The sequence below is a fragment of the Archangium primigenium genome (assembly GCF_016904885.1).
GTDB lineage: Bacteria > Myxococcota > Myxococcia > Myxococcales > Myxococcaceae > Cystobacter > Cystobacter primigenius.
In genome coordinates this window covers 3,535,749-3,561,999 of the sequence record NZ_JADWYI010000001.1, presented here as the reverse complement: position 1 = coordinate 3,561,999, position 26,251 = coordinate 3,535,749, and the positions used below count along the sequence as shown (strand labels likewise).

Annotated in this window: 20 protein-coding genes and 1 pseudogene; 9 read left to right on the top strand and 12 right to left on the bottom strand. The window is 68.9% G+C overall.

The window, feature by feature from the left end:
* Window positions 1–101: 101 nt before the first annotated feature.
* From I3V78_RS14830 to I3V78_RS14815, 4 genes are all read left to right on the top strand, one after another.
* Window positions 102–425: a hypothetical protein gene (locus I3V78_RS14830; RefSeq protein WP_204488403.1), complete on the top strand. Its 324-nt coding sequence runs from the start codon at window positions 102–104 to the stop codon at window positions 423–425.
* A 125-nt stretch (window positions 426–550) separates the two neighbouring features.
* The gene (locus tag I3V78_RS14825) at window positions 551–1,774 is read left to right on the top strand and encodes a TolC family protein (RefSeq protein WP_338023579.1); all 1,224 of its coding nucleotides are present in this window, start codon (window positions 551–553) and stop codon (window positions 1,772–1,774) included.
* The gene (locus I3V78_RS14820; protein WP_204488402.1) at window positions 1,771–2,994 is read left to right on the top strand and encodes an efflux RND transporter periplasmic adaptor subunit; all 1,224 of its coding nucleotides are present in this window, start codon (window positions 1,771–1,773) and stop codon (window positions 2,992–2,994) included. Before I3V78_RS14825 ends, I3V78_RS14820 begins: the two co-directional genes overlap by 4 nt.
* 15 nt (window positions 2,995–3,009) lie before the next feature.
* The gene (locus tag I3V78_RS14815; protein ID WP_204488401.1) at window positions 3,010–6,102 is read left to right on the top strand and encodes an efflux RND transporter permease subunit; all 3,093 of its coding nucleotides are present in this window, start codon (window positions 3,010–3,012) and stop codon (window positions 6,100–6,102) included.
* Here I3V78_RS14815 and I3V78_RS14810 read toward each other — a convergent pair.
* From I3V78_RS14810 to I3V78_RS14800, 3 genes are all read right to left on the bottom strand, one after another.
* Window positions 6,095–6,757 (bottom strand): hypothetical protein, encoded by a 663-nt coding sequence (locus I3V78_RS14810; RefSeq protein ID WP_204488400.1) that lies wholly within the window; start codon window positions 6,755–6,757, stop codon window positions 6,095–6,097. The two genes, I3V78_RS14815 and I3V78_RS14810, sit on opposite strands and share 8 nt — an antisense overlap.
* 161 nt (window positions 6,758–6,918) lie before the next feature.
* On the bottom strand, window positions 6,919–7,875 hold the full coding sequence (locus I3V78_RS14805; protein ID WP_204488399.1) for a sigma-70 family RNA polymerase sigma factor: 957 nt from the start codon (window positions 7,873–7,875) through the stop codon (window positions 6,919–6,921).
* Entirely contained in the window at window positions 7,872–9,155 is a 1,284-nt protein-coding gene (locus tag I3V78_RS14800) for a phytoene desaturase family protein (protein WP_204488398.1), read from the bottom strand. The genes I3V78_RS14805 and I3V78_RS14800 overlap by 4 nt, the downstream gene beginning before the upstream one ends.
* 136 nt (window positions 9,156–9,291) lie before the next feature.
* On the opposite strand from I3V78_RS14800, the gene I3V78_RS14795 reads away from it, so the two are divergent.
* From I3V78_RS14795 to I3V78_RS14780, 4 genes are all read left to right on the top strand, one after another.
* Complete coding sequence (locus I3V78_RS14795) at window positions 9,292–10,269, top strand: YndJ family transporter (protein WP_204488397.1); 978 nt, start codon at window positions 9,292–9,294, stop codon at window positions 10,267–10,269.
* Window positions 10,266–10,856, top strand: a complete 591-nt coding sequence (locus I3V78_RS14790; protein WP_204488395.1) for a hypothetical protein — start codon at window positions 10,266–10,268, stop codon at window positions 10,854–10,856. The genes I3V78_RS14795 and I3V78_RS14790 overlap by 4 nt, the downstream gene beginning before the upstream one ends.
* 104 nt (window positions 10,857–10,960) lie before the next feature.
* Window positions 10,961–11,971: a hypothetical protein gene (locus tag I3V78_RS14785; RefSeq protein ID WP_204488394.1), complete on the top strand. Its 1,011-nt coding sequence runs from the start codon at window positions 10,961–10,963 to the stop codon at window positions 11,969–11,971.
* A 57-nt stretch (window positions 11,972–12,028) separates the two neighbouring features.
* A complete protein-coding gene (locus I3V78_RS14780; RefSeq protein WP_204488393.1) occupies window positions 12,029–13,783 on the top strand; it encodes a GIY-YIG nuclease family protein in 1,755 nt (584 codons plus the stop codon).
* 184 nt (window positions 13,784–13,967) lie between these two features.
* Here I3V78_RS14780 and I3V78_RS14775 read toward each other — a convergent pair whose 3' ends face one another.
* The 4 genes and pseudogenes from I3V78_RS14775 to I3V78_RS14760 all read right to left on the bottom strand — a co-directional run bounded on the left by I3V78_RS14775 (window position 13,968) and on the right by I3V78_RS14760 (window position 18,967).
* Window positions 13,968–14,315, bottom strand: coding sequence for a DUF3969 family protein (locus tag I3V78_RS14775; protein WP_239576430.1), 348 nt, complete (start codon window positions 14,313–14,315; stop codon window positions 13,968–13,970).
* Window positions 14,316–14,628: 313 nt separating this feature from the next.
* A pseudogene (gene sitA5 / locus I3V78_RS14770) lies at window positions 14,629–15,631 on the bottom strand (SitA5 family polymorphic toxin); the annotation flags it as partial.
* A gap of 450 nt (window positions 15,632–16,081) precedes the next feature.
* Window positions 16,082–17,617, bottom strand: coding sequence for a Ca2+-dependent phosphoinositide-specific phospholipase C (locus tag I3V78_RS14765; protein WP_204488390.1), 1,536 nt, complete (start codon window positions 17,615–17,617; stop codon window positions 16,082–16,084).
* A 54-nt stretch (window positions 17,618–17,671) separates the two neighbouring features.
* A complete protein-coding gene (locus I3V78_RS14760; RefSeq protein ID WP_204488389.1) occupies window positions 17,672–18,967 on the bottom strand; it encodes a M20/M25/M40 family metallo-hydrolase in 1,296 nt (431 codons plus the stop codon).
* 86 nt (window positions 18,968–19,053) lie between these two features.
* On the opposite strand from I3V78_RS14760, the gene I3V78_RS14755 reads away from it, so the two are divergent.
* The gene (locus I3V78_RS14755) at window positions 19,054–20,088 is read left to right on the top strand and encodes a hypothetical protein (RefSeq protein WP_204488387.1); all 1,035 of its coding nucleotides are present in this window, start codon (window positions 19,054–19,056) and stop codon (window positions 20,086–20,088) included.
* Window positions 20,089–20,115: 27 nt separating this feature from the next.
* Here the strand turns inward: I3V78_RS14755 and I3V78_RS14750 are convergent, their stop codons facing one another.
* The 5 genes from I3V78_RS14750 to I3V78_RS14730 form a co-directional block, all read right to left on the bottom strand.
* Window positions 20,116–20,814, bottom strand: a complete 699-nt coding sequence (locus I3V78_RS14750) for a hypothetical protein (protein WP_204488386.1) — start codon at window positions 20,812–20,814, stop codon at window positions 20,116–20,118.
* Complete coding sequence (locus tag I3V78_RS14745) at window positions 20,811–21,839, bottom strand: hypothetical protein (protein WP_204488384.1); 1,029 nt, start codon at window positions 21,837–21,839, stop codon at window positions 20,811–20,813. Before I3V78_RS14745 ends, I3V78_RS14750 begins: the two co-directional genes overlap by 4 nt.
* 98 nt (window positions 21,840–21,937) lie before the next feature.
* Window positions 21,938–22,429, bottom strand: a complete 492-nt coding sequence (locus I3V78_RS14740) for an SH3 domain-containing protein (RefSeq protein WP_204488382.1) — start codon at window positions 22,427–22,429, stop codon at window positions 21,938–21,940.
* 169 nt (window positions 22,430–22,598) lie between these two features.
* Window positions 22,599–24,623, bottom strand: a complete 2,025-nt coding sequence (agmC, locus tag I3V78_RS14735; RefSeq protein ID WP_204488380.1) for an adventurous gliding motility protein AgmC — start codon at window positions 24,621–24,623, stop codon at window positions 22,599–22,601.
* Window positions 24,620–26,236, bottom strand: a complete 1,617-nt coding sequence (locus I3V78_RS14730; protein ID WP_204488379.1) for an OmpA family protein — start codon at window positions 26,234–26,236, stop codon at window positions 24,620–24,622. The genes agmC and I3V78_RS14730 overlap by 4 nt, the downstream gene beginning before the upstream one ends.
* Window positions 26,237–26,251: the final 15 nt, after the last annotated feature.

Here is a 26,251-nt window from a genome sequence, read left to right as displayed (position 1 = left end):
GTCTGGTACATGGTGGAGCAGTCTGATGGACGAAACATTTCAGTCGCGAGGCAGCAAGACCAAATTGCGCTCCCCCGACCCGCTGCGTTAGATTCGGGTCCGTGCTGCGTCTGCTGCTGCTCCTGCTGCTGGTGAACGGACTGGTGCCCGCCCTCGGCGAGGCGCTGGAGCTGGCCGTGCACTACGCCGTGGCGGGCCATGTGGCGCACGGCCCGGGGGAGACGGATCTCGCCGGGAGCCAGGAGCACGGCTGCGGCCCCACCGCGCACCACTGCCGGTGCTGCGTGAGCCAGTCCGTCGTGCCGACGGTGCTGCCTGGCCTCGTCCTGCTGGAGCCCCGGGAGCGACCCCACACGCCCTTCCTGCCCGAGGCCGTGACCGACGCCACCCGGGGACGCCTGCTCAGGCCCCCCATCCGCGCCTGAGTCCCGGGCGCGCTCCCTCACCGTTTCGAAGGAACAGCCCGGTCCGTGACGACCCGCCCGGGGCACGTGTGTGCCCGGGGTCCTCGCCCTTGGCGTCCTCTCCTGCCCTTCGCTGGTGAGCTTCCGTGCTCGTTCCCTTCCGCCTGTCCACCTGGCTCTTGCTGCATGCCGTGTCGTCTCCGCCGTCCCACCCCCTCACCCAGGAAGAGGCCGTCACCCTCGCCCTGGCGCGCAGTCCCCAACTGCTCTCCGCCCAGGCCGAGGCCCGCACCGCCCAGGCCCGACTGGAGGGCGCCTCCCTGCTCGTGCAGGACAACCCCGAGCTGCAAGGCGCGGTGGGCCCCCGGCTCCGCCCCAACGCGAACAGCCTGGACCTCACCGTCGGCGTGAGCCAGCGGCTCGAACTCTTCGGCCAGCGCGGAGCCCGCCGCGACGCCGCCTCCGCCGCGCTCACCGCGAGCGAGGCCCGGCTCCAGTCCCTCCAGGTGTCGCTCGCCGCCGAGGTGCGCGGCGCCTTCGCCCGGCTCCTCGCCTCCGAGCAGGAATGGACGCTGGCCGAGGAGGGCCAGGTCCTCGCGGATCAGGCGCTCCAGGCCGCCGAGGAGCGGCAGACGGCGGGGGCCGCCTCGCGCATCGAGGTGAACACGGCCCGGGTGGAGCTCGGCCGCGCCGCCCATGCCCGGGTGCTCGCGGATCGGCGGCGGACCCTCGCGCGGGGCGAATTGCGGCTGCTGCTCGGCCTGGATACCTCCGAGCCCCTGGCCATCCGGGATGACGAGAAGCCCGGCCACGCGGAGCCGCCCGCGCTCGACGTATTGATGGAGCGGGCGCTCGCGCAGCGCCCCGACGTGAAGGCCGCGCGCGCCGACTGGGACACGGCCCGCGCCGAGGGCACCCTCGCCTCGCGTCAGGCGCTGCCCGGTACCCGGCTGGGCGTCAGCTACGGTGAGGAGGAAGGCGCGCGCATCGTCCAGGGCACGCTCGGCCTGGAGCTGCCCATCTTCAATCGCAACCAGGCCGCCCGGGGGGCCGCCGCGGCGCGGCTCACGCAGATGCAGGGACTGTTCGAGGCCACCGAGCGGCGCGTCCGCACGGAGGTGGCGCTCGCCCTGGAGCGCGAGCGGACAGCCCGCGCCGCCGTGGCCGTCTACAGCGGGGACGTGCTGGCGGCGCTCCAGCAGAACCTCGCGCTCGTCAACGAGGCCTACCGCGCCGGCAAGGTGGACTTCTTCCAATTGCTGCTCATCCGCCGCGACGCGCTCGACGCCCGACGCGGCTACATCGCGGCGCTCGAGGAGCTCATGGTCGCCGAGGCCCAGCTGTCCCGGGCGATCGGGAGCCTCCAATGAGCGCGCGCATCTGGACGCTCGTGGCCCTCGTCCTGGTGGGACTCGGACTCGGGAGCGGCTGCACGAAGGAGAAGGCCGGGGAGGCCCATGCCGAGGAAGCGCACGGTGAGGAGAAGCACGGCGAGGAGGCCCATGCCGACGAGGGCCTGGTGCGCCTCGCGCCCGAGGCGGTGCGCTCGGCGGCCCTGAAGACGGAGGAGGCGCGTCAGAAGCCGCTCGAGGTGGGCCTGCGGGTGCCCGCGCGGGTGTCCTTCGCCCAGCGCGGCGTGGCCCAGGTGGCCGCGCGTGTCCCCGGACGGCTCGCCAGCATCGAGGTGAACCTGGGGCAGCGGGTGAAGAAGGGACAGGTGCTCGGCTACCTGGAGAGTCCGGAGCTGGGGCGGGCCCGGGCGGACTACCTCTCCGCGGCGACCAAGGCCCGCGTGGCCGAGGACAACCACCGCCGGGAGAAGGAGCTGTTCGCCAAGGGCATCACCAGCGAGCGCGAGATGCGCGAGGCGGAGAGCACCTTCGTCACCGCGCAGGCCGAGCGCAACGCGGCGGACGGGCGCCTGCACGCGCTGGGGCTGTCCGACGCGGAGATCGCCGCCCTGCGCGGCAACGAGCACTACAGCTCGCGCCTGTCGGCCATCAGCCCGCTGGAGGGCACCGTGGTGGACATCTCCGGCACGGTGGGCCAGGCGGTGGAGGCCACGACCCCCCTGTTCACCGTGGGCGATCTCACGGAGCTGTGGGTGCTCCTGGACGTGGCCGAGGATCGGGTGGCGGCGGTGCGGAACGGTCAGGGCGTGGACATCACCCTCACGGCGCTGCCCGGGCGGCGCTTCCACGGCGTCGTGGCGTACATCGGGGACATCGTCAACGAGCGCACGCGCACCGTGCACGTGCGCGTGGCCGTGTCCAACCAGGACGGCGCGCTCAAGCCCGGCATGTTCGCCCAGGCGGAGATCGCCACGGCCACCGGCGCCGAGGAGCCCGCCGCCTCGCGGCTCGTGGTGCCCCGGGAGGCCGTGCAACAGGTGGATGGCCGGCAGGTCGTCTTCGTGCCCGAGGGGCCGGGCGCGTACCGGGCCGTGGAGGTGCGCACGGGCGCCACGTCCGCGCGTGAGGTGGAGCTCGTCTCCGGCATCGCGCCGGGCACCTCCGTCATCACCCAGGGGGCGTTCATCCTCAAATCCGAGCTCTCGCGCGAGAGCCTGGGCGGGGGGCATTCCCACTAGGGGAGGCGCGCGCCCATGTTCGACACCCTCATTGCCTTCTCCATCCGCCACCGCGTGCTCGTGCTCGCGCTGACGGCGCTGCTCATCGGCCTCGGGCTCAACGCCTTGCGCGCGCTGCCCATCGACGCCGTGCCGGACGTCACCAACGTCCAGGTGCAGATCCTCACCTCCTCGCCGGGGCTCGGCCCCGTGGAGGTGGAGCGCTTCATCACCATCCCCGTCGAGTCGGCCCTGGGCGGCCTGCCCGACACCACCGAGGTGCGCTCGCTCTCGCGCTTCGGCCTGTCCGTGGTCACCGTCGTCTTCAAGGACGGCGTGGACATCTATTTCGCGCGCCAGCAGGTGCAGGAGCGCATGGCCGCCGCGCGCGAGCGCATCCCCGAGGGCTACGGCACTCCGGAACTCGGGCCCCTGTCCTCGGGCCTGGGGGAGATCTACCAGTTCGAGGTGAAGGGCGAGGGCGCGAGCGCCATGCGGCTGCGCGACGTGCTCGAGTGGACCATCTCCCCTCGGCTCCGCTCGGTGCCGGGCGTGGTGGAGGTGAACGCCTTCGGCGGCGAGCTGAAGACGTACGAGGTGCAGCTGGAGCCCGGGAAGCTCGCCGCCTACGGCCTGTCGCTCCAGCGCGTCTTCGAGGCCCTGGAGGAGAACAACGCGAACGCCGGCGGCGCGTCCATCGCCCGGGGGCCCGAGCAGGTGCTCATTCGCGGCGAGGGCCTGGTGGAGTCCCTGGAGGACGTGGGGGACATCGTGCTCACCACGTCGCCGCAGGGCGTGCCGGTGCTCGTGCGGGACGTGGCGCGGGTGCGCTTCGCCCCCCAGGTGCGCCAGGGCGCCGTCACCCGGGACGGACGCGGCGAGGTCGTCACCGGCATCGTGATGATGCGCCTGGGCGCCAACTCGCGCGAGGTGGTGGAGCGCGTGAAGCAGGCCGTGGAGGCCATCCGCCCCACCCTGCCCCCGGGCATCACGATCGACACCTATTATGACCGCACGGATCTGGTGAAGAAGACGCTGCGCACCGTGGCGGGCAACCTCATCGAGGGCGGCCTGCTGGTCATCGTGGTGCTCTTCCTCATGCTGCGCGACCTGCGCGCGGGCCTCATCACGGCGAGCGCCATTCCCCTGTGCATGCTGTGCGCGTTCATCGGCATGCGCGCGCTGGGCATCTCCGGCAACCTGATGAGCCTGGGGGCCATCGACTTCGGCCTCATCGTGGACGGGGCGCTCATCATCGTGGAGAACGCGGTGCGCCACATCGCCCACCAGGCCCAGACGCTCGGCCGACCGCTCACGCGCGAGGAGCGGGACGCGGCGGTGCTGCGCGCGGCGGTGGAGATCCGCGGCGCGGCGGCCTTCGGCGAGCTCATCATCGCCGTGGTGTACCTGCCGCTGCTCACCCTGAGCGGCGTGGAGGGCAAGATGTTCCAGCCCATGGCCATCACCGTGCTGTGCGCGCTGGCGGGCGCCTTCGTGCTGTCGCTCACGCTGGTGCCCGCGCTCGCCTCGCTCTTCCTGTCCCGCGCGGCGGCCGAGCGCGAGAGCCCCCTGGTGCGCCACGCCCGACGGCTCTACACGCCCGCGCTCGCCTGGTGTCAGGCCCGGCCCCGGGCCGTGGTGGGCGCCGCGGGCGGACTGCTGGTGCTGAGCCTCGCGCTCCTGCCGCTGCTTGGCACCGAGTTCATCCCCCGGCTGGACGAGGGCGCGCTCGCGCTCCAGGCCATGCGCGTGCCCTCGGTGTCGCTGGAGGAGTCCGTGCGGCAGACGGGCCTCATCGAGACGGTGCTCAAGCGCTTTCCCGAGGTGCGCACCGTCGTCTCGCGCACGGGGCGCGCGGAGATCGCCACGGACCCCATGGGCGTGGAGGTGAGCGACATCTACGTGATGCTCGAGCCGCCCGAGCGCTGGACGACGGCCGGGGATCGCGAGGGGCTCATCGCCGCGATGCAGCGCGCCCTGGAGCGCGAGGTGCCCGGCAATGCCTTCTCCTACTCCCAGCCCATCGAGCTGCGGGTGAGCGAGCTTTTGTCCGGGGCCCGCTCGGACGTGGCGCTCAAGCTGTATGGGGAGGATCTGGAGGAGCTCAAGCGCACGGGGGACCGGCTCGCCGTGGCGCTGGCGCGGGTGCCGGGCGCCGCCGACGTGAAGGCCGAGCAGGTGGCGGGCCTGCCCGTGGCGCGGATTCAAATCGACCGGCGGGCCATCGCCCGCTACGGCATCAACGTGCGCCAGGTGCTGGACGCCATCGAGACGCTGGGCGGCAAGCAGGTGGGCACGGTGCTGGAGGGCCAGAAGCGCTTCGCCCTCCAGGTGCGCTTCGCCGCCGAGGCGCGCGAGCACGTGGAGCAGTTGGAGAGCCTGTCCATCAGCAGCCCCGCGGGGCAGCTCATCCCCCTGTCCCAGCTCGCCCGGGTGGTGGTGGAGGAGGGCCCCGCGCAGGTGAGCCGGGAGAACCTCCACCGCCGGCTCACCATCGAGGCCAACGTGCGGGGGCGCGACCTGGGTGGCTTCGTGAACGAGGCCCGGGAGGTGGTGGCGCGCGAGGTCCAGTTGCCGCCGGGCTATTGGGTCGACTGGGGCGGCCAGTTCCAGAACCTGGAGTCGGCCTCGCGGCGGCTGGCGCTGGTGGTGCCGCTCACGCTCTTCCTCATCCTGCTGCTGCTCTACGGCACGTTCAACGCGGTGCGCCCGGCGCTGCTCATCTCGCTCAACGTGCCCTTCGCGGTGACGGGCGGGCTGGTGGCGCTGGCGGTGCGCGGCATGCCCCTGTCCATCTCGGCGGCGGTGGGCTTCATCGCCCTGTTCGGCGTGGCGATGCTCAACGGGCTCGTGCTGGTGTCGGCCATCCGCAAGGCCCGCGAGGCGGGGCACCCGCTCGCCGAGGCCCTGCGCGAGGCGACCCAGGCGCGGCTGCGGCCCGTGCTCACCACCGCGCTCGTGGCCTCGCTGGGCTTCCTCCCCATGGCCTTCGCCACGGGGGCGGGGGCCGAGGTGCAGAAGCCCCTGGCCACCGTCGTCATCGGCGGCCTCCTCTCCTCCACCCTGCTCACCCTGCTCGTGCTGCCCACGGTCTACCCGTGGTTCGAGCGGGCGCGGGCGCCTACTTGAAGAGGTTCTGGAAGGCGTCGGACACCTCGGGGTGCATGAGCATGTCCGGCTTGGTGCGCTCGATGCGGCCCGTGCCGGGGATGCTCGTCTCGTTGACGCGCTTGAGCGAGTCCCAGTTGAGGCCGTACTGGTGGTCGCCCTTGTTCACGTCCACCGCGATGGGCAGGTGCTCCTTGCCGTACTGCTTCGCGGCGCTCTCGGGGATGGCCGTGTCGCGGATGCGCGCGAAGGTGTCGTGCGGCACCTCGAAGGCCTTCATCACCGTCTGGGGGTGACCCTGGTCGTGCCGGGTGGCGAGGAACTCCTCGGCGCGCGCCCGGTCCCCGAAGTTGAGGAAGGCGCGGTCCTGGTAGCTCATCGGCTTGTCGTAGCGGTTGGGCGCGCTCTGGTTCGTGTGGCTGTTGAAGGACTTGGTGACGTGCGCCTTGCCATCGCCGTTGATGGAGAGGCGCTGGTTGTCCGGCCCCTCCACCCGGTAGACCGTGACGGGCCGCTTGTCCTGGGCCGCTCCGGGGACGCCCGCGGGGTTCCCCCTCGGGGTGCTCTGCGGAGCCGTGGGGGACTTGGGCGCCAGCGACGGGCCCTTGTCCTGCGCGCGGGGGGGAGGCGTGAAGGAAGGAGTCCGGAAGCCACCACCGCGAATGCCCTTGCCCATGGTCGAGATCCTCAGGAAGACGAGATGACCTCCTCCAAAGCAGGCGGCGTGCCAGGAGTCCGAGGCCCTCCCCCGTCCCGCAAGTCCTCGATTTTCCTGGGGAGACGGGAACGGGCCATGGGGTGGCCCCTGGTGACCGCGGTCATCACCGGTGACCGCCGTCACCCCGGCCGCGCCTCCGGGAACAGCCCCGTGACCTTGCGGCTCGCCTGGATGGCATGCAGCCACCGCACCCGCCCGTCCTCGCCGAGCTCCAGGCGGAGCACCACCCCCGTGGGCTGCCCCGGACGCGTCACGTGCCAGCGGACCACCAGGGCCGGCAGCCCGTTGAACATCCGGAACGCCAGCGCCTCCAGGCCGCCGCTCAGCGCGTACAGACGCCGGTAGAAGAGCGCCACGCGCTGGGGGCCCACCACCGGCAGCCGCGCCGCGAACGACTCGCCCGCGCCGTCCGACAGCGCGCGCACGGGCTCGGCCAGCAGCGCCTCGGCCGCCGCCACGTCGCCGCCCGCGAGCGCCCCCAGGAAGTCCTCCAGCGCGCGCCGGGTCTTCTCCTGGAGCGCGCGCGTGGGCAGGCAGCGCTCCCGGTCATACGCCGCCATCGCCGCGCGGGCCCGGTGGTGCACCACCTTCACGTTCGTCTCGCTCCAGCGCAGGCTCTCGGCCACCTCGCGCACCGAGTAGTCGAACACGTCGCGCAAGAGCAGCACCGCGCGCTGCCGGGGCGTGAGCGCCTCGAGCGCCAGCAGGAAGGCGAACGTCACGCTCTCCAGCAGTTCGTAGCGGCCCTCGGTGCTCGTGCCCCCGGGCAGCCGCGCCTCCACCGAGGCCACGGCCTCCTCGCCCGTGTCCACCGGCGAGGGCAGCCAGGGCCCCACATAGCCCTCGCGCTTGCGCCGCCGGAGCCGGTCGCGCGCCAGGTTCACCGCCACGCGGGTGAGCCAGGGGCGCGGATCCCCGACGCGCGCCGGAGGGGCCTCGAGCGCCCGCGCGAACGTCTCCTGCACGAGCTCGTCCGCGTCGGCCGCCACGCCCGTCATCCGGTAGCACAGCCCCCAGAGGAACCGCTCGTGCTCCCGCGCCGCGCGCGCGAGCGCCTCATGCGCCGGAGACGTCATGCCGCGCGAGTCCGTCCCGCGCCCCGCCACGCACGGGCCACCGCCTCGGCGCTCGCGAGCGAGGCATCCACCAGCATCCCCTCGGGGCCCACCCAGTCGCCCACCACGGCCAGACCGCGCACGTGCGCCACCAGCGGCGGCGGCCGGGCCCCGAGCCCCTCCAGCGTGGGCAGGGCATGCATCACCCGCAGGTCGGGCATGAAGCGCCGCGCCACCACGTGCTGGCGCCAGCCCGGCTGCAGCGACTCCAGGAAGTCCTCCAGCTCGGCCTCCTCCGTGCGCCGGTCCTCCGGCCCGAGGTACTTCGCCACGTGCACCATCGCGCCCCCCTCGGGCGCCAGCCGCGCCCACGCCGAGTGCACCGACGCATACCACGGCCGATCCACCCCGAAGGCCAGCAGGGCGTCGGGCCTCGGCAGCCGCGACAGGCCCACGTCCAGCGACGCCATCTTCACCGGCAGGGCCCGCGCCGCCCACCCCGCCGCCACCGCGTCTCCCGGCAGCAGGGCCGCCACGTCCCCGGGTCCGCCCGTGAGCACCACCGCCTCGGCCTCCCACTCCGTCCCGTCCGCCAGCCGCACGCCCCGCACCCGCGAGACGCCGCCCGCCTCCTCGCGCAGCACCTGCTCCACCCGGGCCGACACGTGCCGCTCCACCCCCGCGGCCTCGGCCACCCCGTCCAGTCCCCGCACCAGCGAGTCCCAGCCCCCGTCGAGGTAGCGCACGCCCCGCTCCAGGTACACCTGCTGGTGCGCCAGCGCCGCGTCCGCGCCCAGCAGCTCCATGTCCACGCCGTACGTCGCCGCCCGGAAGAGCATCGTCACCACATCGCGCACGTCGTCCCGCGACACGTTCTGGCGCAGCCACTGCGCCAGGGACAGGCCCACCGCCGCCGCGGCGTCCACGCGCGGGAGGGCCGCCATCACCCGGGCGAACTCCACCTTGCCCGCCGCGCCCAGCAGGTCCGTGGTCATCAACGACACGGCCCCCGAGGGCAGCGTGTGGAACCGCCCCCCGCGCAGCGCGAAGCCGCCCTTGGGCTCGCGGCCCGCCAGCTCCAGGCCCAGCCCCCCCAGCACCCGAGCCGCCGCTCCCGCCAGGAAGAGCGCGTGCGGTCCCAGGTTGAAGTGGTAGTCCGCCTCCTGGGTGGTCTGTGCCCGGCCGCCCAGGTGTCTGGACTTCTCGCACAACACCACCCGCCGACCCTCCCGTGCCAACAGCGCCGCCACCGCCAGTCCACCCAGTCCTCCGCCCACCACCAGCACGTCCGTCGTCTTCATGTCGTGTGTCCTTCCCTGTCCCCGCGTCGGGGGTTTCGGGGGGACCACGACGGACGGCTTCAAAAGGTTACAGCCCCCGGTGCGTCCGCCCGAAAAGGCGAGACCCCCGTGGGGCGCCTGCACATATGGTGGCGCCATGAAGCGGACGCGGGAGGGCGGGCAGGCGTGGCGGGGAGGGCTCGAGGGGCCCTGGGCTCCGGCGCTGGGGTTCGGGGTGTGGCTCGTCCTGCTGGCGAGCCGGTGGCACGCGGGCGTCCTGGACGAGTTCCTCCTCGCCGAGACGCTTTTCCTGCTGGCCCCGCTCGTCATCGTGCCCCTGGGCCTGCCCCTGACGCTCGGCCCGGTCCGCCCCGGGGGCTGGTCCCGGTTGCGCACCCTGCTCGGCCTCTTGCAGCCCGTGGGGGCGCTGGCGCTGCTCGCCGCCTTCACCCTGGAGCCGCCCGGCCAGGCCCGGCTCGCCTTGGGCCTGCCCTACCTGCTGCTCGCGCTCTGCACCGCGCTGCACGCGGGGGGGCGACTGCTCGAGCGGGGCGTGGGGCCCGTGGAGGAGCTGGCGCACGACGCGGCCTTGCTGTGTCCCCTGGGAGGCGCGGTCTGGCTGCTCACGTGGATGGGGGATTTCGCCCTGCTCGGCTTCCAGGGCCTGTGGGTGCTGCTCACCGCCATCCACTTCCACTTCGCCGGCTTCGGGTGCCTGCTGATCGCGGGAGGCGTCGGCCGGCTGCTGCGCGCCGGGCGGCTCAAGGCGGTGGTGGCCCTGGGCCTGATGGCGGCCTTTCCCCTGCTCGCCGCGGGCATCGCGGGCCAGCGCGCGCTGGAGGTGCTCGGGGTGCTCTTCTACGTGCTGCTGTTGCCCCTGCTGGCGGGGCTGCTGCTGCGCACGGCCGCGCACCTGGGCCCGGGGAGGCGCGTGCGCTGGCTGTTCGTGGGCGCGGCGTTCGCGGTGCTGGTGTCCACCACGCTCGCGGGCCTCTGGGGCCTGCCCCGCCCGAGCCCCGTGGAGCTGCCCACCATGATCCGCCTCCACGGCACCTTGAATGCGCTGGGCTTCGTGGGGCTCGGCCTGCTGGGGTTGCGCCTCTTGCCGTCCTCTCTCCCGGAGACTTCCCGATGAATCGCCGCATGCCGTCCTGGTCGCACCTGGGTGTCTGGCTGTGTCTGTCCCTTCCCGTGGCCGCCTGGGCCAAGGCTCCGCCGCCCGTGAAGGCCGTGAAGCTCACCCCGAAGGAGGTCACGGCCCTGGAGGCGCCGAAGGACGGGTGCGGGCTCGAGGACATCGCCGAGGGTCAGAGCTTCCGGCTCGTGCAGAAGGGCTCGGCGCTGGATGGACGGATGCTCGTGGGCATGGTCTGCGGCAGCGGCGGCACGAGCGTCACCTTCCTGCTCTACCACCAGGACAAGGTGCAGCAGGTCCTGCCCCGGCATCGCGCCAATGACTGGGACGTCTACCAGGTGGAGGCCGTGGCGTTCTCCGACGTCGATGGCGATGGCCGCTCGGACATCGTCACCATCGTGTCCTCCATGGCGGGCGCGGGCCCCACGGCGGCGGTGCCCTTCAACGTCGCGGGGGTGTGGTACCAGACCGAGGACGGCCAGTTCGTGTCCGACCCCAAGGCGGAAGCCATCCTGGAAGAGGTGCGCGACCCCACGGTGAAGAAGGCCGTCGCGGCGCTGAAGAAGGCGCGCGTGCGGATGAAGTAGCCCGCGGGCCCGATTCCCCCCCCTTCGTACCCGCCCGCTCCCTCGCGCGCCGGTCCTGGGCCATTTTCCCGGACCGCACACTGCGGGTAGCCTGGAGGCCAAGGGTGCCGCAGCCGATTGGCATCCGAAGGGGGAAATTGATGGGCCGCAACTCCTACGCGTCAACGTTAAAGAAGGCAGCAAAGGAACAAGAGCAAAAGAATCAGCGGCGCCTTGCGCACCAGTCCGCAGAGGAGAGCAAGGCTCGAATCGAGGAACTGAAGTCGGCGCACAAGGCATGCAGTACGCCTATCGATTGGCGAGCGCTCGCGGCCAGTCTGCCTCCTGTGCCAGTACAACGCACACATTGGGCGGAACGCTCAGCCGACCGCCGAAACCGTTTACTCTCTCTTTTCGACGTACCCTCGGCACAATCGCCAAGCATGCTATTCGCGGTGACGGAGGATTCAAACCGGTTCCACTCCGAACAAAAATCCTTTCATGCAGAGGCACTGGAGCATGCCGACTCTGTCGCACTGGCAAAAGGCATTCTTCGGGGAGACTCCGAAAGCTACCTGCGCGTTCTACAGGAAGCCCACACTGATTCCATCGCGCGCCTTGGCGAGATTGAATCGAACTTCCAAGTTCGTTCGCCCCATCTCGTCGAGGTAAATATTACGGCTCAGGGTTCGGCCATTCTACCGACCGAGGTTCAAACACTGACCTCGACCGGAAAGCTATCGACGAAGGTCATACCCCGCATCCAATTCATTGAACTCTATCAGGACTACGTTTGCTCATGGGTCTTGAGATTAGCACGTGAGGTTCATGCGCTCCTGCCTGTGAAGGCAGTTCTTCTCACGGCATATTCGGCTGACGGGTTCCCGGCGCCGACCCCCGTTCTCTCTACGATCATTCATCGAAAACAGCTAGAGGGTCTACCGTTTGAGACTCTCGATCCGTCAGACGCGTTGGATGGTCTGCAAACTCGAACGAACTTCAAGGCATCTCGTCGTACCGGTGCGTTCCAACCTATCGTCGCCTTTTCTTCGTCGGACGTTTATTTCACCGAACCCGTCAGCTCGCTCCAGTCGACAATCGAAATCGCGAAACAGGTCCTCGAGGACCTTGAGTAGGCACTGTGGGGGACAGTCATAATGGACTTTCTATTTGGGTCGATATTCGTCGCAGTCATGATTTGGGCGCTCGCGTTACGAGCACGGTGGGAAAAGGCGCAGCAATCATTAGCGGAAGTCGAACAGAAGTTCACAAGCTACCGGGCGGATGCGCTTACCGAACAGCTGCGTCTCAAGCAGGAGGTCAGCAAAAAAGTCGAGGCCGTGGAGGCGGAGTCAGCGCGCGAGCGTAAAGCCGTACAAGCTGAATCCCTTGCCGAGCGGGAGCGGCTCAAACGGGAGGTCAGCAAAAGGCTCAGTCAAGTGGATGCGGAGCTGCTGCTTGAGCGGAAAAAGGCGAAAGCCGAAGCAGAACAGGCTCGAGCCTATTTCGAGGAAGAATTCAGAAAGGCCCTGGCGACCTATGAACCTCTGTTGAGGTTCCAAGGGCTCGCGAACGCGGAACAAGAAACCAAGCAAGCTCTCGACGAGGCGCTCAAGCTCGCAAGTCTCCTCAAACAGCAGGCTGACACCTTTTCCACGGCATCCAAAGCCCGAAGCGCAATCGAGCTTCAAGAGGCAAGCCACAAGCTCAAGGAACTGCGAGCAGAAGCGGACTCCATCCTCGGCAAGGCAACCCACGATGCGCGAAGGATCTTGGACGAAGCCCATAAGAGCGCTGAACGGGTTGCGGGAAATGCGTACATCGCCCTGCGGGAGAAGGATTCGTTGGAGCAGGCTGTCCGCGCGATCCGCAACGTCATTGAAGGCTATGGAGACAGGTACGTCGTTCCAACGCGAAGCCTTCTCGATGAACTGTCTTCGGACTTTGGCCATCTGGAGGCAGGCGTCAAGTTGAAGTCGGCCCGGGATCAGTCCCGACGCATGGTCGAGGAAGGACACGCCGCGGAATGTGACTATGCGGAAGCCAAGCGGAAAGAAACCGCGATCCGATTCGTCATCGACGCATTCAATGGTCGCGTAGACGGAATTCTCTCAAGGACCCGGAGCGACAATCACGGAACGCTTGAGCAGGAGATTCGGGACGCCTTCGCTTTGGTCAACCTCAACGGAGAGGCCTTCCGCAATGCACGAATCCTGGAGGCGTACCTTTCGGCGAGGCTCGAAGAGCTGAAGTGGGCAGTGACGGCGCAGGAACTCCGCCTGCGTGAGCGGGAGGAGCAGCGCCGGATCCAGGAACAGATTCGAGAGGAAGAGAAGGCGCGACGCGAAGCGGAGCGCGTCATGAAGGAGGCGCAAAAAGAGGAAGAGGTCTTGGCCAAAGCACTGGAGAAGGCGCGTGCCGAAGTCGAGTCCGCGTCGGCCGAAGAGCGTGCCCGCATTCAGCAGAAGGTCGACGAGTTGAACCGACGATTGGCGGAAGCAGAAGCCAAGAATGTCAGAGCGAAGTCGATGGCCGAGCAAACACGCTCCGGCAACGTGTACATCATCTCGAATGTGGGGTCCTTCGGAGATGGCATTTTGAAAATTGGGATGACCCGCCGTCTCGATCCGATGGATCGCGTCTACGAACTGGGCGATGCCTCCGTTCCGTTCGAGTTCGATGTGCACGCGATGATCACGGCCGACGATGCCCCCAGCCTGGAGCGCGAGCTTCATAAGCACTTCGAGGATCGAAGGCTCAATCGCGTCAACCTCAGGAAGGAGTTCTTCCGGGTCTCTGTCCTCGAACTGCGAGACCTCGTGGCGGCCAAAGGACTCCAGGCCTCATTCACGATGGCGGCAGAGGCGCGCGAGTACCGGGAATCGTTGGCGATGGCTCAACGCGGCGCGGTGGGTGCTGTTGGCGGACCTACCGCCGAGATGCGTTGAGCAGAGGGGCGCCAGTCGATCCAACCAGAACTCAAAACCCTCTAAAATGAATCGGGGAGGAGCCGACACCGCGACTCCCCCCCGATCCATTGCCTGTGGGCTTGAGCCGGGCTGCCCTGAACGGAGGTCCGGCTCATGCGGCGCGGCATCCTCAAGAGACGAGTTTCAGGTTGATGCGTGCTGCTCATGTCTCGGCACGCACCAACCATTTTTCTCCAGCGGGCCATTCCGCGGAGAGCCGTGCCAGCGCTTTCATCAACTCGCCCTCGATGTCTGCGAGCGCATTGGCCAATTTGTCCGGAACGAGGTTCGCGACATCTTCGAGCTCGGTGGCCATGTGGATGGCGAGCCGAAGCTCATCACACGCGTTCATTTGGTTGAGGCGCGTCAGCAAGGCCGGCCCGAAAAGCCGCTGACAAGCGTACTCCGAATTCAGAGTTCCGGAGGTCAGCGCTCGACACATCCCAAGAGCGGCGATGGTGATGAGCATCTGCGCATCATCGGCCCCTCTTGCGCGGAGAGACAGTTCCATTTGGGAATCCGAGTGCCCAGGCGAATTTCCACTCATTGATTGCTCCATTCGAACTTGATCTTGAAGTCGAAGATTTTTCCCGAAGGACTTTCGAAATAGTGAAGGGACACTTCTTGACTTCCAATCCAACCGTCCTTGTAGACTTTATGCCAGTTGCCCGGCTCGATCTTCCTCAGTTCCTCCAACAGCTCTTTTCTGGAGATGGAGTTCTTGGTCGTTCCGTTCTGAGCGCTTTTGAAATGAACTGGATACCCAGGAGTATTTCTCAGTCCGTTGTAGACGTTTTTCAGCTCTGCGTTTTCGCGCGGTCCTTCTCCGCCCCCGCCGAGTGCCGTCATCGCCACCGCGCCCGGCGCCAGGGCAAAGGTGACCGTCTCGGCACTCACGGCGACCATTTCCACCTCGCTCACCGCCGCGAGCCGAAGCCCCAATTGCGTCTCGGCGTGTACGGCCGCCTGCTTTGACCCGGGCAGGTTCGGCACCCTCGCAGCCAGCCCTGATGCAGTGTTGCCGAGGGCAGCCATCGCCAGCAGGGCGAAGGCTCGTGCCGTGTTGTGGCCCAGGAGTTGGCCGTAGCGCTCGCCCGCGGCGCGCAGCGCGCTGAACGTCATGGCCCGGTCCGCATCGTCCATCAGCCGCTTGAAGCCGACGATGAGGCCCCAGAACGTGTCCACCCCCACGTAGGAGATGAGGGTGGCGGTCATCACCGCCGCGATCCCCTTGGAGATGGTCACGTCGGGAATAGAGACGAGAATCATGTACGTGGTCCAGGTCCAAAGCACCGCCGCCACCAGGGCGTGGGGGTCCGTCATGTCCTTGAATGCCTCCAGCATCTCGTCCAGCACCGCGCCTTTGGCCAGTGCCAGGGCCAGGGCGAACCGGCCATCCTCGTTGAGGGTGGGGCGCTCCGTCAGCAGACGCAGACAGTCCCCGGGCCTGCCCGTGTGCTCGCACCAGCGGAGGTAATCGCGTGTCAGCCTCATCTCCGGTGTCGAAGAGGGTTTCTCCAGGTGCTCGCCGGTCGGGAGCGGCGTGAGGTGGCGGCTGCGTGGTTCGTACGTGTACGAGCCGCTGCGCGCCGCCACTTCGAAAAGCCGCTGGGCGGCGTCCTGGGGCCGCGTGGGGGGCCGCACCTCCCGGGCGAGCATCGATACGGCCTGCTCGAACTCACCGCGGTCTAGCGCCACGGGCTTGGCCTCGAAACGAGGCATGAGGACCAGCGCGTCGGTCGTACCTGTCTCCAGGCGAACGACTCGGGAGGACGCGCCACACGCGATGAGCAGAACGAGCACCACCACCGCACAGCACTGCTTCATGGGAATCGCCCCGAGCGCGCCCCTGATGGGTCGTCAGCCTGGCTGAGCACCCATCGGGTCTTACACCCGAACCTTCGCTCCACCGAGGTGTCGTGAGCTGGCCTCGAACGACACCTCCGCTGACTTGGACCAACCCCGCAAATGAATCGGGGAGGAGCCGCCCCCGCGACTCCCCCCCGATCCATTGCCTGCTCCACTTCCCCCGAAGTGTCGCGTCCCCCTACAACCCCCCTACAACCCATCCCCCCGTCGACTCCCCAACCCCGTCCCGCCCTGCCCCATCCCCGTCCTGCCCCGCCCTGCCCCGACTTCGTGAGCACCATCCATAGCAGTCCGCGTGCCAGGGACTCGGAGGCGCGAAACCCGCGTGATTCCGAGGGGTTGAGCCGCAACACCCGCGAGGATGCCGCCCGGAACCTGTAGGACTTACCGGGCGGCCCCAACGGGGATTCAGAAGATGCCGTCGAAGACGCGGCCCCCGTTCACCCCGCTGCCCACCGCCCCCTTGGACGGGAAGGAGCCCTGCCGGTAGGGCGTGGCGCCCTTCTTCAGGCCGGAGAAGAGGAACTTCACCGTTCCGCCGCCGTGGGAGCTTGCCGCCACGCCCTGCTGGCCCAGCAGTCCGGAGAAGCAGCGCGAGCCGATGAGCTTCCACGTGGCGCCGTTCTGCGAGCCGTACCCCGACGCGCACGTCTGCGCCCCGTCGTACTGCACCGTGAGGCGCAGGAACGTCACGCTCTCCGGGTCCACCGTGTCCGCGGGCACGAGGTCCACGTCCGCCGCGGAGGAGGAGCCCCCCGCGCTCGCGCGGTACTGGATGCGCGGCTTGTTGCGGTCCGCCGCGCGGCACACCGCGAAGTAGCGCGCGTTGGCGGCCGTGCTCTCGCGCGCCATCAGACAGCCCTTGGCCCACTCCTCCACGTGGCTGTTGGGGGTGTTCACCGCCGCCGTCCAGGTGGTCGTCGTCACCGCGCCGTTGGACTCGGAGGCGAACAGGAAGCTGTCCGCGCCGCTCCAGATGTCCTGGGAGTTCACCTCGACACCGAGGACGTCGCCCGGCTCCTGGTAGCCCGCGCAGGGCCAGGACTCGATGCACCCGAAGGGCCACCCGCGCGCGTTGTGCGTCACCGTCCAGGGGTCCTGGTGGAGGTTCACCTTGTCCGTGCCGATGTGGTTGGCCTTCGCCGTCACCGCCCGGCTGAACGACGTCGCGTCATTCACGCCCCACACCCGGCTGATGAAGCCCGCCTGGTACACGGTGGACGCCAGGGTGGCGTCCTCGTTCTTCAAATTGAAGACGACCCCGTAGTTCTTCGCGCCCACCGCCGAGGCCTGGGTGAGATCCGGGGCGATGAAGGCCACGCGGCTGGTGGCCGTGGCGCCATTGGCCACGTAGGTGTTGAGCTTGGTGGTGGACGAGGACACGTCCCCACCGGTGAGGGCGATGAGAAACCGGCCCTGGAGCGCCTGGGTGGAGGGCCAATGGCAGGCGCCCGTCACCGCCGCCTGGAGGCTCGTGGCGCCCGGGCAGGCGGCCAGCAGGTCCGACGGCTTGAACAGCCACGCCGAGGGCAGGTGCGCGGTGATACGGGCATCCAGGTCCTGCGGCTGACGGCCGGACTCGAAAGTGTCCTTGAGGTCCACCCAGACCGTCACCACCTCGTGCTGGGGGTTGGCGAGGTGGAAGGCGCGCAGCTCGTCCAGACAGTCCGAGAACCGGTGGCACGTGGTCTCATGGTCGACGACATCCGCGTGGTAGACGTACCAGTTGCCCGACGTCTTGGACCAGCTCGTCTTGCCATTGTGGATGTCGAACTCGATCGACCGCACGCGGTGATAGACGAGCTGATCGAGCAGCGCCTCGTCGCGTTGATAGGAGTTGTGCGCCGACTTCTGGCGCACCTCGTTGTAGAGCGGTTGGGCCTCGGCGCCCGGGCCGAGCAGGAACAGCAGGGACGAGAGGACGACGGGCAGGTGGGTCTTCATCGGGGTCTCCGGCGGTGGAGCCCCCGAGCATGCCAGGACGGTGACGACAGCGGTTCACAGTCGCGTGAGCAGCTCGCGGAGGATGGAGAAGCCCTGGCGGAAGTCCTCCAGCCGGGCCTGCTCGTTGGGCGCGTGGTAGTACGCCATCTCCCCGAAGCCGGTGATCTGCACGTCACAGCCCTGGCGTTGCAGATCCTTCACCAGCGGCAGCGAGCCGGTGAGCGAGAACGGCGTGGGCTCCACGCCCCGCACCGCGCGCATCGCATCCTGGAGCGCGTGCAGGCCCGGGGAGTCCAACCTGCAGGCGATGCCCTCCATGCCCTCGCCCAGGAAGCGGAACTCGAGCGCGCCGCGCTGGCCCGCCGCCGTCCGGATGCGGGGGAAGCCCTCGGGCGCCTCGCCGCGCTCGAGGCGCGCATCCAGCTCCCGCATGAAGCGCACCACCTCCGCGCGCACCTCCTGCAGGTCGTGGAAGGGCGTGAGGCGCAGGTCGCCGCGCAGGAGCACCTCGGCGGGGATCTTCGACTCCTTGGTATTGGCGCCCTCCACCACGGTGGCCTTGAGGCTGGAGGAGGAGAGGAAGCCCCAGGTCTTCTCGTCAGCGGTGGCGGGAAAACGCGCGTGGAACCAGCGGGCCAGCTCCAGCGACGCGGCCATGCCCAGCTCCAGCGCGTTGACGCAGTTCTGGGGCATGCCCGAGTGCCCACCCACGCCCTTCACCTTGAGCTCCCACAGCGAGATGCCGCCCGTGCCCACGGTGGGGCCAAAGTTGGCGCTGTCCAGCCAGTACACGGGCTGGCCCACCAGGTCCCGGAGCCGACCCTGCTCGGCCACGTAGCCCAGGCCCAGCCCCGGCAGCTCCGAGGCCTCCTCGTTGGAGATGAGCACCACCTTGAGCGTGCGGCGCGGGCGCACCCCGTGCTCGGCGAGCTGCGCCAGCAGGTCCGTCAGCACCGCCACGTGGCCCAGGCAGTCGGTGACGCCGCGCCCGTAGAGGAGGCCGCCGGGGCCCTCCCACAAGGTGAAGGGATCGCGCTCCCACCCCTCGGCCTTCGCGTCCGCGGGGACCACGTCGAAGTGCGCGCCCACGAAACCCACCGAGCCCTCGCCAGTGCCCTTCACGGTGAGGACCAGACTGGGACGTGCCTCGCACCCCGGCGCCGCGAGGGACTCGGCCTGGAGGAAGCCGCTCTGGATGTGGGGCGCCAGGGCGTCCAGCACCACCCGGGCCGCGAGCCGCTCCTCGGGCACCAGGCTGGCGGCCGGGTTGTTCTGCAACCTCGGCGTCAGGGCGATGAGGCGCCGGAGCACCTCCAGGAAACGGTCTTCACGAAGCGAGAGCGCGTGCATGGCGCATGATTGCACCCCAGCGCTTCGGAGAAGTCATCCGGGGGTGGATTCCCCGCCGGAGCGTCCACCGTAGTACGACGAGCCCCATGCCCGACGCGGCCCCTCCTCGGAAGAAGTCCATGCTCTACGTGCAGTTGATCGCCCTCGTCCTGTTGGCCTTCGGCATCGCGGTGCTGCCCACGCTGTTCTCCTCCGCGCCCGCGTACGCGAGGCCCTGGCCCCAGGTGCTGCTGACGACCGCGGTCATCGCGCTCGTGATCTTCGGCCTGGGCCGGCTCGCGCCCGGGCTGAACAAGGTGCTCACCGTGCTGCTCGTCCTCGGGGCGCTGCTCGTGCCGGGCATCATCATCGGGCTGAGGGTGGTGACCTGGGGTGAGCAGGCCTCGGCACGGGGAGAGGTCCGCGACGCCCTGGACGCGGCGATGACGCCGGGCCACGTGGAGAAGCTCGCCGCCTATGTCCTGGAGCCCTCGGGGCCCACGCACGGTCTGGCGCCCACCCCCGAGGACATCGCCCGGCTGCACGCCTACGCCGTCGGCCTGCCGCCCGAGGAACTGAAGCGGCATCGGGTGGCGCAACGCCTGCTCAAGGGTCTGGAGATCCGCCCCACGGACTCGCGGTCCTCGCAGATTCCGGACGAGTCCCTGGAGGCGCTGAGCCGGCTCTACGTGGCGCTCCAGGGGCGCACGGGCCTGGATCCCGAGACGCTGCCACTGGACTCGCGGCACCGGGCGCGCATCGCCACGCGGGTCGCCGAGGTGGGGCTCGTGGGCTGGCGGGGGGAGATCAAGGCGGAGCACCCCGCCTACGAGGTGCTGGGCACCTTCTTCTACAAGGAAAGCGTCAAGGAGCTGTTCCCCCAGCCCCTCGGGCCCGGCGAGCAGGTGGTGTCCCGCACGCTCGGCTCGCTGCCCCTGTACATGCTGCTCAGGAATGGTGCGCTGGTGCAGCCCGAGGCGGGACAGGCGCCCGTGGAAGATCCCTATGGCTTCGGGGTCTCGCGGATGCAGGAGACGAAGGAGCTCCTCGCCGTGATGAAGGCCCTCCACATCGACTTCACCGAGGAGGAACTGCGCGACGAGGACCTGCGGGCCTATCTCCAGCGCCTGCAAGCCCTGTGAGTCGCGCGCCCCGTGGCCACGACGAGGTCAATCGACCGCCGCATCGAATTGACTCAGCAGTGCGCGTATTTGCTCCAAAGTAAAGTGATGCGCCCCGGGTGCCTCGCCCAGTCGATCTCCGAGCGCAAAGGAAAAGCCCCGGGCATGACTCAACCCCCTTCGTACTTCTCTGATTTTGTCGAGGGACAGAGGAAGGGAGAACAGAATCGGGGTCTCCGCCGCGATTGCGTCGAGATCTCGGGCATCGAGCGCGTCCTCGTTCGACTCGCGGACAATGCGCCAACCATCCTCGAGCGACGGACAGATCTCCATTTGAGCCCATGCCGGCGGTGGCGCGCCCAACTCCTCCAGGCGGCCTCTCACCCACGCGGGGTCATCGTCTTCATCGGCCGCCACACGCACCAGCGCCCATTCGAGCCCTTCCTGGGCGAGTGACTCACGCCAGGCCCGCGACACTTCCGTCCCCCAGGGGACATGAACCACCTGGGCGCCCATCCGTTTGGCGGCCTTGGCATCCAGCGCGGGCGTTCCATTGACGGATTCCACGCACAAGCGCGCCTGCTTGAGTCGCGACGCAATCGCGCTGGCTTCGTCGCCACCCATGACCCGGCCCGCCTTGCGCCCCCCCACCACGACTCCCACCAGGTCGACTCCAAGCCATTCGAGTTGCTCCGCCTCCTCGGGCGATGCGACCCCATGCACGTGAACGACAAGCCCGTTTTTCATCGCACTCCGCCACCTTCTATAGCGGCATCAATCTCCTGGAAGCCGTTCTGCTCCGCGGCATTCGCCGCGACGGCTCGCAGCATCCAACCTTCAAGACCGCTGTCCACGTAGATGATGATCGCCTTCTCACCCAATGTCGGTACATAGGTCGCGCGGTCGACCACTTTGAGGACCCGCCTGGAAGAGCTAGAGATTTTATAATAGGACCCCCCGTGCCGACCACCGCCTGGGTGAACTTGTATGTTCTGAATATCGAACTTCTTGATTCGTATTTGTTTGGAGAGCTTCGAGCCCTTGGTCGACGGCTCGATGGCGACTTCATACCCTGCTTTGCGAAAGACGTCGGCGATCTGCTCGGGCCCCTTGCCCCAGATGGATTTCGGCTTGACGAGGAGCTGATTGATCCACTTCTTGGCATCCGCCGCGGTCTCCGCGATTGCCGCGCCCTTGCCCAGCATCGCGGGAACCTTCTGGAAGGCATTGCTTGCCTTGACCGCTTCGGCGAGTTTCCGCACCCGCGGCATGCCCATGAGAATCTTCGTGAGCTTGGATGTTTTTCCCAACCATTTAATGCCCTGGATGACGCCACCCGAGAAGAACAGCATCAGGGCTTCCATGATGGCATAGCCAATCACCCAGCCACGGAAGCGCCATCGACCGATGAGCGCATCGGCACTCCACTTCCCGGTGAAATCCTCGATCCAACCCTGGGTGAGTGTCTTCCAATCGAGTGTACTCAAGTCACGCCACAGCGTGAGGGCGTCCGTGAGCAAATGCCCCGTGAGCACACTCGCGAGGATATCCCAGATCATCACCGCAAGATCCTTGAGCCCCACCAACACATCCCAGAGAGACTCAAGAACGCCGTGGACGATGCCGGCCACGAAGACCGATGCTCCGAGCATGGAATCAACAGTCGCTTGAGCCGCCGTACTCGCCGCCTCCCATGCTTCGTGAGTGATGGATTCTGACGAGACATTGCCGCGCAAGGTCTTCAGGAATGCGACCTCGGGAATCCAGATCATCGCGCCTTCGATGACCTGAGTCGTACCCCAATCTGCGCGAGTTTCCTTTTTGAAGATTCCACGTCGCCCTTCCCCCTGGTTCGCATGGCAAAGGCCATTCACGTAGAAGCGGTGATCGTTTCCCCATTGGGCTTTGCCTCCGTAGTACCGGTGGAGAGCAGGAGCGCCGAATCGCCATGTTGAACCCAGTGAACTTTCGCTTGGGGCTCGGGCATGTTCGTGCGGATGTGCGTGTCCACGCAGTAGCCGAATCGCCCATCATCAGTCGTGACGAAGTACCAGCCGTTACTGGTTGAGTCGACGAAGACGCGGGTGTTGAAAGTCAGGTGCTTCAGCACTCGCGCGCCAGGCGATGGCTTTTCTCGTAGATTGACGCCCTCTGGCTTGTACACGATGCCAAAGCCCTGAACCTGCCCACTGACCGAGAAGTTGTCTCGGACTGGAACGTCGCCCTTCACCTTCACATGGAGTTTTGTATTCCATTGAGGGCTTTGCTTGGAGACAGGCGGGAATGCGGAACTCAATTTCTTTTGGGGCTCGTCAAAAAGAAAGGACCAAAGCTCCTTGGATGACTTTCCTGAGTCTGACATCAGGCCCTCGCGGAAGAACTCATCGAGCGAGTGGTTCGTGGCGAATCACGTCCAAAGACGAATTCAAAACAGGGCCCAGCGGAAATGGAGAACGAATGCGAAGATGAGCCGAAGTTCTCCACATGCCGCATGAGCCCAAGGTCCAGATGGAGCCGACCTACGGAACCGCTCAGCCGTTCCGCATGTGCTCACGCCGCCGACGACGCAGGGCCAGGGTGAGCGCGCTCAGGCCGAACCCGAAGAGCGCGCCGCCACCGCCCGTGGCCGAGCAGCCAAGGCCATCCCCGAGCAGCGCGCGGTCCGCCACCGCCACGATGAAGTTCAGGGTGGCGCCGCGCGGATCCTCATTGCCCGCGCGATCCCGGGCCCGGACCTGGACCGAGTGCGGCCCATCCGGCAGGTCCGCGAAGACGCCATCGGCGGGACAGGGGACGAACTCCCCGCCGTCCAGGCTGCACGTGTAGGTCACCCCCTCCTCGTTCGCGCCGTACTCCACGCGCGGGTTGCGGTCCTGGATGGCGCCCCGAGGCCCGGACACCTGGGTCTCCGGCGGGGTGATGTCCACGATGAAGGGAGTGGCGTTGCTCTCCAAGCTCTGCACGGCATCCACCGCCGTGACGGCCCGCACCGTGTGCGCGCCCTCGGCCAGGTCCTGGGGCAGGTCGAAGCTGAACGAGCCATCCGCGGCCGTCGTCACGCGGCCCACCTCCTCGCCGTCGATGAGGAGGATGACCTCGGTGAGCGCGGGAGCGCGCTGCGGATAGACGGGGGCGGAGCCCGTGATGCGGGGCCGCGGGTTGTTCGTGTAGAGGCCGCTCGCCGGAGCGGTGACCACGGGAGCCTCGGGGATGATGAAGCCGTAGGTGTACTGGGTGGGCGTGCTGGAGGAACCCGCCTGGGCGCCGTAGGAGCCGTCCGCGGGGACTTGTTGTCCCCCCGAGGAGGCGCCCGTGGAGAGCAGGTCACAGGTGGCTCCAGCTTCCGATTGGAAGAGCACCCGGCCGCCGCCTCCGCCTCCGCCCGGACCCACGCGCGGCGAGGACGAGGTGCTGCCAATGCCACCGCTCGCGTTGGAGATGCCACACCCGGCCGTGCGGACGATGCGCACGTAGAGCGCGCCCCCCGCCCCTCCGCCACTGCCACCATCCTGCACCGTGCCGCCCGAGCCACCCGAGGCGCTCAGCGAGCCCGGGCCCGTGAGCTGGGTGGCGCGCAGGAAGACGGCTCCGCCTCCGACGCCCCCGCCCACTCCCGAGGCGGACGTGCCGTGGCCCGCGCCGCCGCCACCGCCCAACAGCAGCTGGGTCAACGGGTCCGCGACGAGCGCCGCGCCGCCCAGACCGCCCACGTCGCGGGAACCATCCGTGGCGTCCGTGCGGCCGCCCTGCCCGCCCTCGCCCCCGTTGCCGCCACCCCCACCGCCCGAGCGGAAGCACACCGCGCCGCCCGCGCCGTTGGCCACGTTGCCCCGCCCCGTCTGGGTGGAGCCGTAGCGATCCGGTCCCGCGAGGCCCTCGCCCTTCTGGGCGCCTCCGGCCGCGCCCTCATCCAGCCCCGAGCAGCCGCGCGCGGACAGATCCTTGGCCACGTACTGGCCGCCCCGGAAGCCGGCGATGTCCGCGGAGATGGTGCCCTGGTTCTCCACGGTGCCCGTGGCGAGCAACGCCACCACGCCGCCCAGGCCACCGTTCCAGGGCGAGGCGGTGATACTCGCGCCCGCGGCGACGGTGACGGTGGTGTACTCCGGCACCCGGATGACCTGGGTGCCCGCGACCGGGTAGTCCCGCACGAGCGGCACGGAGAGCCCCAGGGACGTGGGCGTCACCGCGGTGACCCGGGCGAACTCCCAGCGCCCCACGGCGGAGGCGCTCAGCTCGAGCGCCGCGCGGTCTCCCGACACGGGCGGGGGCGTGAGGCCCGTGGTCTGGAAGACGAGCACCAGGTCACCCTCGGCGAAACAGGCGCCGCTCACGTTGCCCACGCAGGGGCCCACCGGCAGGGCGAGCGCCTTGCGCGCCACGGGCGCCGTCAGCGGCGCGTAGGCGTTGACGAGGGTGCCGTTGGCGGACACGGTGAGCGCGCCATTGCGCCCCGAGCCCACGCCCACGGTGTCCGGCCCCGCGCTCGCGCCGGTCGAGCCCAGCACGAGCAGGCCCACCAGGGGCAGCCCCTTCCGCGTGAATGGAGTCCTCATGAGCCCGGCTTCCTTTCCGGCGCGCCCTGGGGCGCCGTGATGATGGTGAACTCCACGCGGCGGTTGGCCGCGCGACCCTCGGGGGTGTCATTGGTGGCGATGGGCCGGTCGGGGCCGTAGCCCTTGGCCTCCAGGCGCGAGCCCTCCACGCCCTTGCCCTCCAGGTACGTCTTCACCGAGCGCGCCCGCGCGAGCGACAGCTTGCGGTTGGCCTCGGCGTTGCCCTGCGTGTCCGAGTGGCCCTCCACGACGATCGCCTTGATCTCCGGGTGCCGCTGGATGACCCGCGCGAGCTGGTCCAGCATCGTGAAGGAGCGCTCCTGGATGATAGCCTCGTTGGTGGCGAAGAAGACCGACTCCTTGATCTCGATCTTGTCCTTGGTGATGACCACGAACTGGGGCTCCTGCGCCGGGCAGCCCTGATTGCTCGGAAGGCCCTTCTCGGTGGGGCAGTTGTCCAGGTCGTCCGCCACCTCGTCCCCGTCCTGATCCTTCAGCGGGCAGCCGCCGCGCTCCGCCGGGCCGGCCTGCGTCGGGCAGGCGTCCTGTGCGTCCTCCACGCCATCGCCATCCTGATCCTTCAGCGGGCAGCCCTGACGCGACGCCGGACCCGCCTCGTACGGGCAGGCGTCCTCGCCGTTGCGGATGCCGTCGCCGTCGTCGTCCAGGCGCGCCAGGTCCGACGCCAGATCCGTGCGTCCGAAGGCCACGCCCAGCAGCACCCGGAACAGGGGCGTGCCCGGCGTCGAGCCGAAGCCCGGACCGCCCAGGGCGTAGACCTCGGTGGTCTCGTTGACGGGCAGGCGCAGACCGGCGAGCACCTCCACGGAGCCCCCCTGCCGGGACAGCGGCACCGCGCCCCGGACGTTGAGCTCACCGCGCAGCCGAGGCCCCGTGGAGGCCACGCCCACGCCCAGGCGCAACTCCGAGCCCGGCTCGTCCTGGATGTTGCCATCCTCGTTGAGCAGCACGGAGGAGCGCAGCAGGACGCCCGCCTCCGCGCCCGCGCGCCACCGGCCGAAGCGGCGGCCCGCCATCACCTTGGGCGACAGCCGCAGGGGCGTGTCGCGCGACAGCGTGTCCGCGCTGCCCAACGGCAGGCCCGCACCCAATTCCAGGGCCAGGTCCAGGGGCGCGTCCCGCACCTGCGAGAGCAGCCCCACCCGCGCGGCCACCACCGGCGTGCCCAGGCCCGTCGTGGCGGGGCGGCCCAGGCGCTGGGCCGTCAGGTCGTCTCCGCGCTGCCAGGCCACCAGGGGCAACTGGGCATTCACTTCGAGCCAGCGCAGGGGCGCCCAGGCCAGCAGCAGGTGCGCCGTGACACGGTCGGACACCAGCGCGCCCACGCGCGAGCCGTCCAGGTAGAACACCAGCGGATTGCGCTGGTAGTGCCCGGCCAGCGAGACACGGTAGCCACCCTGGGGCAGCAGGTCGCCCGTGCCCAGCACCAGCGAGCCCTTCCCGTTGGGGTTGAGCTCCAGGCGCTCCAACTCGAAGGAGGGCAGGCCCGAGGGTTGGGCGAACGAGGCCGGGGCGAACAGCAGGGCCACCACGGTGGCCAGACGCAGGTGTCCTGTCAGATGCCTCGCGGAGCAAGGCTTCGCGTGACTCATGGATGTCTCCGGGGG

Excerpts from the sequence above, each read along its gene's own strand:
- I3V78_RS14790 (WP_204488395.1), top strand. The coding sequence starts at position 10,266 with ATGAATCGCCGCATGCCGTCCTGGTCGCACCTGGGTGTCTGGCTGTGT.
- I3V78_RS14730 (WP_204488379.1), bottom strand. The coding sequence starts at position 26,236 with ATGAGTCACGCGAAGCCTTGCTCCGCGAGGCATCTGACAGGACACCTG.
- I3V78_RS14760 (WP_204488389.1), bottom strand. The coding sequence starts at position 18,967 with ATGCACGCGCTCTCGCTTCGTGAAGACCGTTTCCTGGAGGTGCTCCGG.
- I3V78_RS14815 (WP_204488401.1), top strand. The coding sequence starts at position 3,010 with ATGTTCGACACCCTCATTGCCTTCTCCATCCGCCACCGCGTGCTCGTG.
- I3V78_RS14805 (WP_204488399.1), bottom strand. The coding sequence starts at position 7,875 with ATGACGTCTCCGGCGCATGAGGCGCTCGCGCGCGCGGCGCGGGAGCAC.
- I3V78_RS14775 (WP_239576430.1), bottom strand. The coding sequence starts at position 14,315 with ATGGAACTGTCTCTCCGCGCAAGAGGGGCCGATGATGCGCAGATGCTC.
- I3V78_RS14800 (WP_204488398.1), bottom strand. The coding sequence starts at position 9,155 with ATGAAGACGACGGACGTGCTGGTGGTGGGCGGAGGACTGGGTGGACTG.
- agmC (WP_204488380.1), bottom strand. The coding sequence starts at position 24,623 with ATGAGGACTCCATTCACGCGGAAGGGGCTGCCCCTGGTGGGCCTGCTC.
- I3V78_RS14780 (WP_204488393.1), top strand. The coding sequence starts at position 12,029 with ATGATTTGGGCGCTCGCGTTACGAGCACGGTGGGAAAAGGCGCAGCAA.
- I3V78_RS14765 (WP_204488390.1), bottom strand. The coding sequence starts at position 17,617 with ATGAAGACCCACCTGCCCGTCGTCCTCTCGTCCCTGCTGTTCCTGCTC.
- I3V78_RS14745 (WP_204488384.1), bottom strand. The coding sequence starts at position 21,839 with ATGATCTGGATTCCCGAGGTCGCATTCCTGAAGACCTTGCGCGGCAAT.
- I3V78_RS14820 (WP_204488402.1), top strand. The coding sequence starts at position 1,771 with ATGAGCGCGCGCATCTGGACGCTCGTGGCCCTCGTCCTGGTGGGACTC.
- I3V78_RS14740 (WP_204488382.1), bottom strand. The coding sequence starts at position 22,429 with ATGTCAGACTCAGGAAAGTCATCCAAGGAGCTTTGGTCCTTTCTTTTT.
- I3V78_RS14810 (WP_204488400.1), bottom strand. The coding sequence starts at position 6,757 with ATGGGCAAGGGCATTCGCGGTGGTGGCTTCCGGACTCCTTCCTTCACG.
- I3V78_RS14750 (WP_204488386.1), bottom strand. The coding sequence starts at position 20,814 with ATGAAAAACGGGCTTGTCGTTCACGTGCATGGGGTCGCATCGCCCGAG.
- I3V78_RS14795 (WP_204488397.1), top strand. The coding sequence starts at position 9,292 with ATGAAGCGGACGCGGGAGGGCGGGCAGGCGTGGCGGGGAGGGCTCGAG.
- I3V78_RS14755 (WP_204488387.1), top strand. The coding sequence starts at position 19,054 with ATGCCCGACGCGGCCCCTCCTCGGAAGAAGTCCATGCTCTACGTGCAG.